Raw genomic sequence first — 13,452 nt, 5'->3', positions numbered from 1 at the left:
GTTTATCGTTCAGAGACATAAGGCGTCTTGTAAAAAACGGACACCCTATAGGATTACTGAGCGTTAATTCTTTTGTTGGTCCGGCTGGTTTTAATGCCATCAAAACTGAACACGACCAGTGCACCCCAAATAAAGCCGAACGTCAGTGCCTTGTCTAAAGTGAACGCTTCACCGTAAACCAGCACGGCTAGCAAGAACATCAAACTAGGGCCGATGTACTGGAAAAAGCCGAGTGTCGATAGCTTCAGACGTGTCGCTGCACCCGTGAAACACAACAAAGGCAGTGTGGTCACAATACCGGCAGAAATCAACAGTATGTTTAGTGTGGCTGGATTTGCCAACATGTTTGAGGTTGGGGTGCTGGCAATGAACAACACATAAATTGCGGCAGCTGGCAGCATGACTAAGGTCTCGATAAACAGTCCCGTCTGTGCATCCAAACTGACCTTCTTCCTTAATAAACCATACAAACCAAAGCTCATCGCTAGCGCAAGGGCAACAATAGGTACCGAGCCAAAGGCAATAAGTTGAATCAGTACTCCGATGGTTGCCAGAGCGACCGCAAACCACTGTAGCTTTCTTAGTCGCTCTCCTAAGAACAACATCCCTAGAATCACATTAATCAATGGGTTGATGTAATAACCAAGGCTAGCGTCAAGCATGTGGTTTGCATTTACCGCCCAAATGAAAATCAGCCAATTCACACCGACGAGCAAAGCGGTTGTGATCAAATAGCCCATCTTTTTTTTAGAACGAAATACGTCTCTCACACTGCGCCAACGACGGCCTAAATGCAGTAGTGCAGTCAATAAAAAGAACGACCAAATAACACGGTGACTTAAAATCTCTAGCGGCGATACTTCAGACAGCGCTTTGAAGTAAATAGGGGCAATACCCCACATGGTATAGGCACCGATCGCTAATAGTACGCCTTGTTTGGCTTTTTGTTGTTCTTCTAGTGACATGCAAATTTTCTCAAGAGCGGGCCATGAAGGCCATAAAGGGAGGAAAGGTCTTGAGTATAACGTGTTGTCATCCATTGGACTAATTATTGCGCGTTTAGCGGACGTTTTTTATTAGTGTTGGCCATGATTATGAGTTTCTTTCCCATAGGAACATCTCTACAATGTAGCGTTTTCGACCTACCATTTTCTCGGGATATTGCATGACCGCTGTGTTACTTGCTGAACAATCTGAATCTCAACCAAGTTCACAGTCTGTTTTGGAATCGGTGTTCGGCTATCAAGAATTTCGTCCCGGACAGCAGGAAGTTATCGATAGCGCCATTGAGGGCAATGATGGCCTAGTCATTATGCCCACGGGTGGTGGTAAATCTCTGTGTTATCAGATTCCGGCCTTAGTTCGCAGTGGTATTACGCTGGTGATCTCTCCACTTATTTCGCTGATGAAAGACCAAGTGGATCAGTTAAAGGCTGATGGCGTTGCTGCTGAGTGCATTAACTCAACCCAATCTAAAGAAACCCTGATTGATATCTACCGCCGTATGAACAACGGTCAACTGAAGCTGATTTACGTATCGCCAGAACGAGTGTTAATGCACGACTTCATTGAACGTCTAGAGCATCTTGAGTTGTCGATGATAGCGGTCGATGAAGCGCACTGTATTTCTCAATGGGGACATGACTTTAGGCCAGAATATGCAGCCTTGGGCCGTTTAAAGGAGTGGTTCCCTTTTGTTCCTATGGTGGCGCTGACTGCCACTGCAGATGACGCAACTCGTAAAGACATTATCCACCGTCTTAATCTCAATAATCCCCATGAATATCTTGGCAGTTTTGACCGTCCTAATATCCGCTATACGCTAGTGGAGAAACATAAGCCAGTTTCTCAGATAGTGCGCTTCTTAGGGGAGAATAAAGGAGGCAGTGGCATCATCTATTGCGGCAGCCGTAAGAAAGTCGAGATGTTGACCGAGAAGCTGTGCGCCAACCATGTGCGTGCTGCAGGCTATCATGCTGGCATGGATATGGATGAAAGAGCCTATGTCCAAGACGCGTTTCAACGTGATGATATTCAAGTAGTTGTTGCGACAGTCGCCTTTGGTATGGGGATTAACAAACCCAATGTGCGTTTCGTCGCGCATTTTGATATACCTCGTAATATTGAGTCTTACTACCAAGAAACTGGGCGAGCGGGGCGTGATGGATTGCCAGCAGAAGCAATGATGCTCTATGACCCTGCCGACATTGGTTGGCTGCGCCGTATGTTGGATGAAAAAGAAGAAGGGCCACAAAAGCAGGTAGAAAGTCATAAGCTCAACGCCATGAATGCGTTTGCTGAAGCGCAGACATGCCGACGCCAAGTGCTGTTGAATTACTTCGGTGAGTATAGTGAGAAGCCATGCGGCAACTGCGATATATGTCTCGACCCTCCGAAACATTTTGATGCGACGCAAGAAGCGCAAAAAGCGTTGTCTTGTGTCTATCGTGTCAACCAGAGCTTTGGTATTAGCTATGTGGTTGAAGTGTTGCGTGGTATGTCGAACATTCGTATTCGTGAACATGGACACGACAAGCTGACGACTTATGGCATTGGACGTGATCATAGTCATGATTACTGGGTAAGCATATTTAGGCAGCTAATACACAAAGGTTTGCTTAGCCAAAATATCACCCGAAACTCGACATTGCAGCTGACCGAAGAGGCACGCCCTCTGTTACGTGGAGAAAACAGCCTAGAGTTGGCAGTGCCTCGACTGGATACGGCTGCACGAAGTGCCAAATCTGACAAACTTGCTTCTAAGCATTACGATAAGAAGCTGTTTGCCAAACTGCGTAAGCTACGTAAGTCGATTGCCGACGAAGATGGTTTACCTCCTTATGTCGTCTTCAGTGATGCAACCCTGATTGATATGGCAGAAATACTGCCTACCTCTTACGGTGAAATGCTGGCAGTGAACGGCGTTGGTGAACGTAAATTAGAGAAGTATGCTGACCCTTTCCTTGATCTAATACAGGAGCATTTGACCCAACATGGCTGATTTTGGTTTGCGAGATTATATCGAGGCGGAAGGGAAGTTGGTGCTTGTTACACCAAGCTTTGATTTTGACAGTTTTGATACCATAGCCAGTTCTTTAGTTGCTCAGTTATCTGCCACTGTGGTTGAGAAACAATGGGATGCGGATATTCACACGTGGCTGGTGGATTTTGAAGGCTGCCGAATGTTATTAAAGGGCGAGCATTACAGTGAACTCATGTGGTTTGAGGCGCTAGATGTTACTGGTAGCAAAGACGAATTTGATTTTCTTGCGAGTATATTTCGACGCGGATTCTAGTCTATTTTCATCAGTAAACGTTTGCTCTATATCGAACTATTGCACCTAAAATTGATTAATGTATAATCGCCCGCCGCTACTTAAGTAGCCAACAAACACTTAATTTTAGTAACCAGAGGCTGTGCCTCACCTTGGGTTCCCTCAACCCCAAGCAAAACGAAAAAGGTACAATATGAGCCCGTTTTCTCCTGCGCAACAGCGCAAAGCCCTAACATTTTTAGTTCTCTTTCACCTAGTGATTATTGCATCCAGTAATTATCTAGTGCAGCTACCCTTTACTATTTTTGGTTTCCACACCACGTGGGGCGCTTTTACTTTTCCTTTTATCTTCTTAGCGACCGACTTGACCGTTCGTATTTTCGGTGCTGGGTTAGCGCGTAGAATCATTTTCCTAGTTATGTTGCCAGCGTTGGTGGTGTCATATGCGCTATCGGTACTGTTCTTTGAAGGTCAGTTTCAAGGGTTGAGTCATCTGGGAGAGTTTAACTTGTTTGTCGCGCGTATTGCGGCGGCAAGTTTTATGGCATATCTATTAGGACAGATTCTTGATGTTCATGTATTCAACCGCTTACGTCAAATGAAGCAATGGTGGGTGGCACCGACCTGTTCGACACTATTTGGTAATGCGCTTGATACCTTAGCCTTCTTTGCTATCGCATTTTACCAGAGCCCAGATCCATTTATGGCTGAACATTGGACAGAAATCGCCTTAGTCGACTACGGCTTTAAGTTAGTGATCAGTCTTGGCTTATTTGTGCCTATGTATGGTGTGCTATTGAACTTCTTAGTGAAGAAGTTAACCGCAGTAAACCCGAATATTTCGGTTACCGGTGTGAACGCCTAGTCGGCAAACAAATAAAAAAATCCCGAACCTGATGTTCGGGATTTTTTTTAATCTTCGTACGATCTGTTATAGCGCTTGAATGTCGAGCGGCCAGCCCATGTCGGACTGACGGTTCGATTCAATTTCCAATTCTGCAGCAGACAATGGGTTTTGCTCTAGCCACAGTTTATCTATCGAAAGGGTAAGTCGGTTATCTTTGCATGCTACTGAGATATTTGGCTGTAACTCTCGTTTACGTCTATGAGTGATAATTACCGCTAAACGTAATAGTCGTAGTACACGCTCGGCACTTTTATTTGACAGCGCATGTTGCGCTGGCAAAGGACTAAGCTGATCCTTATAACGACGTACAACTTCTGCTAACAGGTGTTTTTGTGCACGAGTAAAACCCGGCAAATCTAAGTTGGTTAGTAAGTACGCACTATGTTCGCCAGCCTTTTTGAAATCGAGAGTAAGACCAATTTCATGAAGCTTGGATGCGCATTCAAGCAAAGCTGGTGCTTGTGGCTCCTCGAGCCAGGTATCACCACCACAATCTTTGAGCAGTTGCAGAGCCGTAGTTGCGACCTGTTCGCCATATTCCACATCTAACTGACAGCGCGATTGAACGCTATTGATGGTTCGAGCACGGATGTCATCTTGTTGCAACTCTTCGACCATGTCATACACCATGCCTTCGCGCAGTGCGCCTCCGGCCAGCGTCATAGAGTCAATGTTAAGCAGTTCAAAGATGGCAATCAGAATAGACAAACCACTAGGGAATACTAGTGCGCGTTCTAGAGTTAGGCCGTCGATATCCAGCTCTTCCAAATGATCGGCTTGCATGGCTTGTTTTTGAAGACGCTTTAGTTTGGCATGAGTGATGACTTCATCCATACCTTGAGCCAGCATGATCTCTTGTAGAGCTTGCACGGTACCACTAGCGCCAACACAAACATCCCAACCAATACGCTGGTAGTTGTCGAGAATCGGTGCGAGTGCTTGCTTAGCTCCTTCAATGGCACGTTCAAAGTTAGCTTTATTAAGCTGGCGGTCTTTGAAGTAATGCTCAAGCCAAGTCACGCAGCCCATTTTTAGACTGGTGAGAGCTTTAGGCTCAAAGCCTTCACCAATAATAAGCTCTGTACTTGCGCCACCAATATCGACCACTAATCTACGGCCAGTCCCGCCCGAGGTATGGGCGACACCTTTGTAGATGGTTGCAGCTTCTTCTTCACCACAGATGACTTGTATTGGATAACCAAGAATGTCATTGGCTTTCTCCAAGAAAACATCCACATTGGTCGCGGTTCTCAGAGTCGCGGTCCCAACGATACGAATATTTTCTTTCGGGATATCTTGTAGCCTTTCCGCAAAGAGGCTTAAACATTCCCAACCGCGTTGCATCGCTTCTTGGCTAAGCGCTAACTCGGCATCTAGACCAGCGGCTAAACGAACTTTCCGTTTAATTTTAGCCATCGTTTGAACACTGCCATCAATATGACGAACCACCAACATATGGAAACTGTTGGAGCCTAAATCAATGGCAGCGTAGAGTGGCGAAGAATTCACTGCGAGACTCATAAATACTGCTTACTTCCTGTTAAGATCGTTGCGCTCTTGGCCTTCTTTGAGGCTTTCTGTTTGACGGTCTTGAGCCACCAGTGTTGGTACGGCGCTGACCTGAGTTACGGCTTTTCAGAACTAGTGGCGCAGGCAGTTCTGTAAGTAGTGCACTGGAATCGTAGTCTGAGACGGGGATTTGGTGCTCAATGTACTCTTCAATTGCTGGCAAATTGATCGCGTATTCTTCACAAGCAAAGCTGATGGAGTGACCACTTGCACCAGCACGGCCAGTACGGCCAATACGGTGAACGTAATCTTCACAATCGTCAGGCAAGTCGTAATTGAATACGTGAGTTACTTGAGGAATATGCAGACCACGAGCTGCCACATCGGTCGCAACCAGAATATCGACATCACCACGAGTAAATTGCTCTAGGATTTTCTCACGTTTCTTCTGGGGAACATCACCAGTCAGCAGGCCGACACGGTGGCCGTCGGCAGCTAGGTGCCCCCAAACTTTCTCACACTTGTGTTTAGTGTTAGCAAAGATGATAGCGCGGTCTGGCCACTCTTCTTCCACGAGTGTCTGTAGCAGAGCCATTTTTTCATTGTTCGATGGGTAGAACAGCTCTTCTTTAATTCGGTGACCAGTTTTTTGCTCTGGCTCGACAACGACGTGCTCAGGGTTGTGCATGTGTTCGAATGCCAGTTCTTGAACGCGATAAGACAATGTTGCAGAGAACAGCATGTTCAAACGGTCTTTTGGCTCAGGCATGCGACGGAACAAAAAGCGAATGTCTTTAATGAAACCAAGATCGAACATGCGGTCGGCTTCATCCAATACCACTGCTTGGATGTTGTTGAGGTTGAAAACACGCTGTTTGTAGAAATCGATAATACGACCACAGGTACCGATAAGGATATCGACGCCTTCTTCGAGTTTAGCCAGCTGCTTATCGTAGCTGTCGCCGCCGTAGGCGAGTGCAGTCTTTAGCCCTGTACTCTCAATCAACGGCTTGGCATCGTTTTGGATCTGGATAGCAAGTTCGCGAGTCGGAGCCATGATAATCGCACGCGGTTGGTTTGGCTTGCGGCCATCATGTTCTGGCGTTGTTAGTAGGTGATTAAAAGTAGCAGTTAAAAACGCAAGCGTTTTTCCAGTCCCGGTTTGGGCCTGTCCTGCAATATCTCGGCCGGCGAGCAGTACCGGCAACGCCAAGGCTTGGATAGGGGTACAATACTCGAACCCTTTTTTTTCCAATCCTTCAATGATTTGCGGCTGCAAATCTAATTCGGCGAACTTTTGCTCTGTGATATGCGTCTTTTTCATCGGTATAGAATATCAGCTTAAGCTTGCAATACGAAGGTAAATACATTCCAATAGGAGATCTAATTGTTGGTGATTATCTCATCAATACAAAAAATATCGGAGTGAAAGATGAGTGAAAAGATTTTGCAGCTGACGGATGACGGTTTTGAAACTGACGTAATTAACGCTGCAGGCCCGGTTCTTGTTGACTTCTGGGCGGAGTGGTGTGGTCCTTGTAAAATGATTGCCCCAATCCTCGATGAAATCGCAGATGAGTACGAAGGCAAACTCACTATCGGTAAACTTAACATTGACCAAAACGCAGGTACTCCACCTAAGTTTGGTATTCGCGGTATCCCAACGCTACTTCTTTTCAAAGATGGTGGCGTAGCAGCAACGAAAGTTGGTGCGCTATCAAAGACTCAACTTAAAGAGTTCTTGGATGCGAATCTATAATGAAAAGTAACGAAAACCGTGTATCTTAACAAATACACGGTTTTGTTTTTTTCAAAGCTAGACTAGACTCAGTTTTAGTGATAATTTATCGCACGTTAAATAAACAAGTGTTCACTTCTTGGTCGATCCTGAGACCAAATCCTTCTTAACAACAAAACAGATCCTATTTTGACTAAACAAACATCCACCACAATGAACTTAACAGAATTGAAGAACAGACCTGTTTCTGAGCTCGTTAAACTTGGCGAATCTCTTGGTCTGGAAAATTTAGCTCGTCTGCGTAAGCAAGACATCATTTTCGCCATCTTAAAAGCCCATGCGAAAAGTGGTGAAGATATCTTTGGTGACGGGGTCTTAGAGATTCTTCAAGACGGTTTTGGTTTCCTGCGTAGCGCAGACAGCTCGTACCTTGCGGGTCCAGACGACATTTATGTTTCTCCAAGTCAGATTCGTCGTTTTAACCTTCGCACAGGTGACTCAATCGCTGGTAAAATTCGTCCACCAAAAGACGGTGAGCGCTATTTTGCTCTGCTAAAAGTTAACACGGTTAATGACGACAAACCTGATAACGCACGTAATAAGATTCTATTTGAAAACCTAACACCTCTACATGCGAATGAGCGCATGACAATGGAGCGTGGTAACGGTTCAACAGAAGATATTACCGCTCGTGTTCTTGACCTTGCATCACCAATTGGTAAAGGTCAGCGTGGTCTGATTGTTGCTCCGCCAAAAGCGGGTAAGACAATGTTGCTTCAGAACATCGCTCAGAGCATCGCTCACAACCACCCTGAATGTGAATTGATGGTTCTACTTATCGATGAGCGTCCAGAGGAAGTAACAGAGATGCAGCGCCTAGTTAAAGGTGAAGTTGTTGCATCGACGTTTGATGAGCCAGCATCTCGTCACGTTCAAGTTGCTGAGATGGTGATTGAGAAAGCGAAGCGTCTTGTTGAACACAAGAAAGATGTGGTTATCCTACTAGACTCTATCACTCGTCTAGCGCGTGCATACAACACAGTAGTACCTTCTTCTGGTAAGGTTCTTACTGGTGGTGTTGATGCTAACGCATTGCATCGTCCAAAGCGTTTCTTCGGCGCGGCTCGTAATGTAGAAGAAGGCGGAAGCCTAACTATCATCGCAACGGCACTGGTTGATACTGGTTCTAAGATGGATGAAGTTATCTACGAAGAGTTTAAAGGTACAGGTAACATGGAACTGCACCTAAACCGTAAGATTGCTGAAAAACGTGTTTTCCCTGCGATCGATTTCAACCGTTCAGGCACACGTCGCGAAGAGCTACTGACTAAGTCGGATGAGCTACAGAAAATGTGGATTCTACGTAAGATTGTTCATCCTATGGGCGAAACAGACGCAATGGAGTTCCTCATTGATAAGTTAGCAATGACGAAGACGAACGATGAGTTCTTTGATGCGATGCGTCGTCAGTAATACATTTTAAGCTGACAGCAAATCTCAGATTTTAAACGTCACCCAATATGGGTGGCGTTTTTGTTTGCACTTAACCTCTTTCCAGCGCACAATATCAAAAGTGTTAACAGGAGGTTAATATGCTACAAGGATGGTTAGCGTCTCTTCTCCTAGTATTTGCTGCGTTGTTGTCGCAGCCAGCATTCGCGTCGAAGGAGATGACGCAACAAGAAGTCAATCAATGGATCAGCAATCCTATTGTTCAGCAGAAAGTCACTGAATATATGGATCTGGTGATGAAGGACGACATTGACGGATTAAAGTTTGCTCTCAATCGTTTGGCTCTACCTCAACAAGAGGTAGCTCGGTATGTGCTGTTGCAAGAAATCGAGCAGCACAGCATCATCTTGACGCCTAAAATGGCGATTTTCGTAAAAAGTCAGAAATCTCTTCCTACGACCTATACCATGCTGGAGCGTGGCGATGGTTACGAGTTTTCGATACCCGCCTTTAATTATCCTGCCATCTCTGCGCGTCTGATCAAAAGCTGGAATAGCGATCAAAAAACTTTGGAGTTCATACTACAAGTCGAGCGAGAAGAGCTTGTTTTGCGAGACTGGTTATCTGAAGGGACGGATTACGATAGACAAATTCGTGAAGATCTATTAGTTCGTGAGTTTGATAGTTTGTCACCAGAAGCCAACGCCTATTTGACCAAGCAACTGACTGAAGCAACGATTACAGAATGGCTACCTTCAACTCGAGTATTGGTGCGTATGGCGCAGGTCAATCAGGATGAAAAGTTGTATGAACTGCTGTGGAAAATGCGTGCAGACTACCATAGCCAAGCTGAGCTTGAACGTTTGGCCCAAGTGAAGTCTCCATTTGCGATGCATCAGATCATGTTAGCATCTCGCAACCCTAGCTTAAAACAACAAGCCATTACAGAATTGGCAAGCATTAATCCATTGCCTGAAAACGTAAAGAATTTTCTTGTCGCCCGTATGACAAGTGTTGATGATGCCAGTTTCGTTGCCACTCAATTAGCGCAAAATGGTCATAGTGGTTGGGTTAGAGATGTCGCTTCGTCAAATAGCCAAGTGAAAGCTAGCTTAATTCTGCAGGCGTTGTCCAACTAGTATCGTCCATTGTTTGAAGCGCAAATTTCACTCATAGGTGGGTTTGCGTATATAATGCGTGCATCTTTCAAGGCGATGTTACCCCTATGAATTTTAAGGATTTACGAGACTTTATTCAGCACTTGGAAAGCCAAGGGCTACTTAAACGCATTTCTCACCCTGTCGACCCAGACTATGAAATGACTGAGATCAGTGATCGCACATTGCGAGCGGGTGGTCCGGCATTATTGTTTGAAAACCCCATTGGCTATGATATTCCTGTGCTAACCAATTTGTTTGGTACTTCTGAACGAGTAGCCATCGGTATGGGGCGCCAGCAAGTCTCGGAGCTTCGTGAAGTCGGTAAGTTATTGGCTTACCTAAAAGAGCCTGAGCCACCGAGAGGGTTTAAAGATGCGATCGATAAGATTCCTGTCTTTAAACAAGTCCTCAATATGCCAGTTAAAAGACTACGCAAGGCAAAGTGCCAAGAAATAGTTTGGCAAGGTGAAGAGGTCGATCTTGATAAAATTCCAGTAATGAGCTGCTGGCCAGACGATGTTGCGCCATTACTCACTTGGGGGCTGACCGTAACCAAAGGGCCAAATAAGAAACGACAAAACTTGGGCATTTACCGTCAACAAAAGATTGCCAAGAATAAAATCATTATGCGCTGGCTTGCTCACCGAGGTGGAGCGTTGGACCTGCGTGATTGGATGGAAACCAATCCAGGTAAACCTTTTCCAGTCTCGGTTGCCTTTGGTGCTGACCCCGCCACTATCTTAGGGGCGGTAACTCCTGTACCAGATACGTTGTCAGAGTACGCGTTTGCTGGTTTATTACGGGGTGAAAAAACCGAAGTGGTCAAATCCATTAGTAACGATTTAGAGGTTCCAGCGAGTGCAGAGATCGTTCTTGAAGGCTACATTGACCCCAATGAGTTTGCGGATGAGGGACCTTATGGTGATCACACGGGTTACTACAACGAAGTAGAAAAACACCATGTGTTTACCATTACTCACGTTACTATGCGTCAGAGTCCTATCTATCACAGCACGTATACTGGACGTCCACCTGATGAGCCTGCTGTATTGGGTGTGGCGCTTAATGAAGTTTTTGTGCCAATTTTACAAAAGCAATTTCCTGAAATAGAAGATTTTTATCTTCCACCGGAAGGTTGCTCGTACCGTATGGCAGTGGTGACTATAAAGAAACAATATCCCGGTCATGCTAAACGAGTGATGATGGGAGTGTGGTCATTCCTGCGACAATTTATGTATACCAAGTTTGTCATTGTGTGCGATGAGAGTGTTAACGCTCGTAATTGGACTGATGTCACTCAGGCCATGAATGAGCATATGTTGCCAGGTCGAGATACGTTGATGATTGAAAGCACCCCCATTGACTCGTTGGATTTCGCCTCTCCGGTGGTTGGGCTTGGTTCCAAGATGGGATTGGATGCGACGATAAAGTGGGATGCAGAAGTTGCTCTTGGTGAGAATAAGTTTGGACCTTCAGGTACCATCGAAACCGCTCATGCATTTGATGAAAATGCATTGAAAAGCGATATAGTTGCTCAGTATCCTGAAGTTATAGATTTGTATGTTGCGCCTGGAACAGGTACAAGTCGTATGGTGTTACTAACATTAAATAAGCAACGCGCAGGTCAGGCCGTGGAAGTAATGAAGGGTATTGCTGAATCGGTTGCTTGCTACTTTGACGTTAAGTTTATGGTAGCGTGTGATGAAGACGTCAATGTTAGAGACTGGAATGACGTAATCTGGGCAATTACTACAAGAATGGATCCTGCTCGTGATACTGTCATGACCAACGATGTGAGTTCTCGAGCACTATTAGACGCCACCAACAAGCTGGAAACAGAAGTTGAGCGGGAGTGGGGTATTCCAATAAAGAAAGATCCGCAATTGGTCGAGAAGATAGACGCTATTTGGGATCAGCTTAATATCTTATGACCAAGCATGTAAGGCTAAAGCCTCAGAATCTTGAATTTACGGTGAGTGATGGGGAAACCATCTTAGAGGCAGCGCTCAACCAAAACCTCGCGTTTCCACATCGATGCCGAGTCGGGGCCTGTGCTTCTTGCTTATGTCGAATAGAGTCAGGACAAGTCAGTTATGACTTAGAGCCAATGTTAACTGAAAAAGAAAAACAGCAAGGTTGGATGTTCTCTTGCCTTGCTTATGCTGAAAGCGATCTGGTGATTACTTTCAGTGACGAATAAAAGAGATAAAACATGACAGTAAAATGTAAAGTAAAGTCGATTGAGCCTTTAGCAGCAAACACCTATCAAATCTTGCTGCACCCTGAGCAACCAGTGAGCTTTAAAGCTGGTCAGTATTTAATGGTAGTAATGGGAGAAGCAGATAAGCGCCCATTCTCTATTGCTAGTAGCCCTTGTCGTCACGAAGGCGAGATCGAACTCCATATTGGTGCGGCTGAGCATAATGCTTACGCTATCGAAGTCGTCGAATCAATGAAACAAGCACTAGCAGACGGTGGTGACATCACTATTGATGCACCTCATGGTGAAGCTTGGATTCGTGAAGATAACCAGCGACCTATACTATTGATTGCTGGCGGTACTGGGTTTAGCTATGTGCGCTCTATACTTGATCACTGCATCAGCCAAAATATCGAACAGCCGATCCACCTCTACTGGGGCGGTCGCGATGAAGCTCAGCTCTATGCCAAAAAAGAGCTGATGGAAATTGCTAAGCAGCATCAACGTATTCAGTTCATTCCGGTTATTGAAGATGCGTCAGTGGAGTGGTCTGGGAAAAAAGGTAATGTGTTGCAAGCTGTGAGTGAAGATTTTGAGACGTTAGCGGATTTTGATATCTATATAGCAGGCCGATTTGAAATGGCTGGTGCCGCTCGTGAGCAGTTCACGCAATCCAAGCAAGCAAAGTCTGATCATATGTTTGGTGATGCTTACGCATTTATCTAAATGTTAGAGTTTTGTGGCCAAAAGGAGAGTTTTTATACTCTCCTTTTGCTTTTATGATGCAATTTTCAGCAAAAGCGCTTTTTTTCCAAAAAATATTAAAAAAGGGGTTGCGCCAAAAGAGGAACTCCCTATAATGCGCACCACCAGACGGGAAGGCAGCAAAGCAAGAGCCTGAAAGGTCTGGAAGGGCAAAAGCCTTAACGAAAATAATTTGAAAAAGTGGTTGACACGACAAGTTATCTAGTTAAAATGGCCGCCCACTTCAACGGAAAGCTGAAAAGCTTAAAAACAATAGTTTAGTCCATTGAAGTACTGTTCTTTAACAATATAAACCTATCAATCTGTGTGGGCACTCGTTGATGATAATCAAATTAGAAACTTCGGTTTCAAATTAGGTTTTCAATGAACTGAGTGACCAATCAAGTCGAAAGACTTGGCACAGTCAATTCATTATCGTTCTGTTGGAACGATAATAGCTTTAGATT

12 protein-coding genes are annotated in these 13,452 nt (G+C 45.0%); 9 read left to right on the top strand and 3 right to left on the bottom strand.

What is annotated here, in order from left to right; genetic code table 11:
- Positions 1-53: 53 nt before the first annotated feature.
- Positions 54-965, bottom strand: a complete 912-nt coding sequence (rarD, locus tag L2W36_RS25790) for an EamA family transporter RarD (RefSeq protein ID WP_236111945.1) — start codon at positions 963-965, stop codon at positions 54-56.
- Between the two features lie 200 nt (positions 966-1,165).
- Between rarD and recQ the strand changes: the two genes are divergently transcribed.
- The 3 genes from recQ to L2W36_RS25775 all read left to right on the top strand — a co-directional run bounded on the left by recQ (position 1,166) and on the right by L2W36_RS25775 (position 4,140).
- Positions 1,166-3,001, top strand: a complete 1,836-nt coding sequence (gene recQ / locus L2W36_RS25785; protein ID WP_006074583.1) for an ATP-dependent DNA helicase RecQ — start codon at positions 1,166-1,168, stop codon at positions 2,999-3,001.
- Positions 2,994-3,296 (top strand): DUF3630 family protein, encoded by a 303-nt coding sequence (locus tag L2W36_RS25780; protein WP_031494152.1) that lies wholly within the window; start codon positions 2,994-2,996, stop codon positions 3,294-3,296. The genes recQ and L2W36_RS25780 overlap by 8 nt, the downstream gene beginning before the upstream one ends.
- A 172-nt stretch (positions 3,297-3,468) precedes the next feature.
- A complete protein-coding gene (locus L2W36_RS25775) occupies positions 3,469-4,140 on the top strand; it encodes a 7-cyano-7-deazaguanine/7-aminomethyl-7-deazaguanine transporter (RefSeq protein ID WP_236111944.1) in 672 nt (223 codons plus the stop codon).
- Positions 4,141-4,206: 66 nt separating this feature from the next.
- On the opposite strand, the gene gppA is transcribed toward L2W36_RS25775, so the two are convergent.
- The gene (gene gppA / locus L2W36_RS25770) at positions 4,207-5,703 is read right to left on the bottom strand and encodes a guanosine-5'-triphosphate,3'-diphosphate diphosphatase (RefSeq protein WP_006074579.1); all 1,497 of its coding nucleotides are present in this window, start codon (positions 5,701-5,703) and stop codon (positions 4,207-4,209) included.
- A 19-nt stretch (positions 5,704-5,722) separates the two neighbouring features.
- Positions 5,723-7,015, bottom strand: a complete 1,293-nt coding sequence (rhlB, locus tag L2W36_RS25765; protein ID WP_006074578.1) for an ATP-dependent RNA helicase RhlB — start codon at positions 7,013-7,015, stop codon at positions 5,723-5,725.
- Between the two features lie 108 nt (positions 7,016-7,123).
- Here rhlB and trxA point away from each other — a divergent pair, with 108 nt between their 5' ends.
- From trxA to fre, 6 genes are all read left to right on the top strand, one after another.
- On the top strand, positions 7,124-7,450 hold the full coding sequence (trxA, locus tag L2W36_RS25760) for a thioredoxin TrxA (protein ID WP_006074576.1): 327 nt from the start codon (positions 7,124-7,126) through the stop codon (positions 7,448-7,450).
- A 192-nt stretch (positions 7,451-7,642) separates the two neighbouring features.
- Complete coding sequence (gene rho, locus L2W36_RS25755) at positions 7,643-8,902, top strand: transcription termination factor Rho (protein WP_006074575.1); 1,260 nt, start codon at positions 7,643-7,645, stop codon at positions 8,900-8,902.
- A 119-nt stretch (positions 8,903-9,021) separates the two neighbouring features.
- On the top strand, positions 9,022-10,020 hold the full coding sequence (locus L2W36_RS25750; RefSeq protein ID WP_236111943.1) for a hypothetical protein: 999 nt from the start codon (positions 9,022-9,024) through the stop codon (positions 10,018-10,020).
- Between the two features lie 86 nt (positions 10,021-10,106).
- Positions 10,107-11,972: a 4-hydroxy-3-polyprenylbenzoate decarboxylase gene (ubiD, locus tag L2W36_RS25745; protein WP_062463590.1), complete on the top strand. Its 1,866-nt coding sequence runs from the start codon at positions 10,107-10,109 to the stop codon at positions 11,970-11,972.
- The gene (locus L2W36_RS25740) at positions 11,969-12,241 is read left to right on the top strand and encodes a 2Fe-2S iron-sulfur cluster-binding protein (protein ID WP_006074569.1); all 273 of its coding nucleotides are present in this window, start codon (positions 11,969-11,971) and stop codon (positions 12,239-12,241) included. The genes ubiD and L2W36_RS25740 overlap by 4 nt, the downstream gene beginning before the upstream one ends.
- Positions 12,242-12,253: 12 nt before the next feature.
- The gene (fre, locus tag L2W36_RS25735) at positions 12,254-12,967 is read left to right on the top strand and encodes an NAD(P)H-flavin reductase (RefSeq protein WP_062463593.1); all 714 of its coding nucleotides are present in this window, start codon (positions 12,254-12,256) and stop codon (positions 12,965-12,967) included.
- The last annotated feature ends 485 nt before the right edge of the window (positions 12,968-13,452 follow it).

It is taken from the genome of Vibrio sp. McD22-P3, assembly GCF_021568915.1.
Taxonomy (GTDB): domain Bacteria; phylum Pseudomonadota; class Gammaproteobacteria; order Enterobacterales; family Vibrionaceae; genus Vibrio; species Vibrio mediterranei.
This window is presented reverse-complemented; position numbering and strand designations above follow the sequence as displayed.

What these genes read in the sequence shown, in the direction of transcription:
- L2W36_RS25775 (WP_236111944.1), top strand. Translation starts at nt 3,469, where the DNA reads ATGAGCCCGTTTTCTCCTGCGCAACAGCGCAAAGCCCTAACATTTTTA.
- rhlB (WP_006074578.1), bottom strand. Translation starts at nt 7,015, where the DNA reads ATGAAAAAGACGCATATCACAGAGCAAAAGTTCGCCGAATTAGATTTG.
- L2W36_RS25740 (WP_006074569.1), top strand. Translation starts at nt 11,969, where the DNA reads ATGACCAAGCATGTAAGGCTAAAGCCTCAGAATCTTGAATTTACGGTG.
- L2W36_RS25750 (WP_236111943.1), top strand. Translation starts at nt 9,022, where the DNA reads ATGCTACAAGGATGGTTAGCGTCTCTTCTCCTAGTATTTGCTGCGTTG.
- rarD (WP_236111945.1), bottom strand. Translation starts at nt 965, where the DNA reads ATGTCACTAGAAGAACAACAAAAAGCCAAACAAGGCGTACTATTAGCG.
- trxA (WP_006074576.1), top strand. Translation starts at nt 7,124, where the DNA reads ATGAGTGAAAAGATTTTGCAGCTGACGGATGACGGTTTTGAAACTGAC.
- gppA (WP_006074579.1), bottom strand. Translation starts at nt 5,703, where the DNA reads ATGAGTCTCGCAGTGAATTCTTCGCCACTCTACGCTGCCATTGATTTA.
- rho (WP_006074575.1), top strand. Translation starts at nt 7,643, where the DNA reads ATGAACTTAACAGAATTGAAGAACAGACCTGTTTCTGAGCTCGTTAAA.
- fre (WP_062463593.1), top strand. Translation starts at nt 12,254, where the DNA reads ATGACAGTAAAATGTAAAGTAAAGTCGATTGAGCCTTTAGCAGCAAAC.
- ubiD (WP_062463590.1), top strand. Translation starts at nt 10,107, where the DNA reads ATGAATTTTAAGGATTTACGAGACTTTATTCAGCACTTGGAAAGCCAA.
- recQ (WP_006074583.1), top strand. Translation starts at nt 1,166, where the DNA reads ATGACCGCTGTGTTACTTGCTGAACAATCTGAATCTCAACCAAGTTCA.
- L2W36_RS25780 (WP_031494152.1), top strand. Translation starts at nt 2,994, where the DNA reads ATGGCTGATTTTGGTTTGCGAGATTATATCGAGGCGGAAGGGAAGTTG.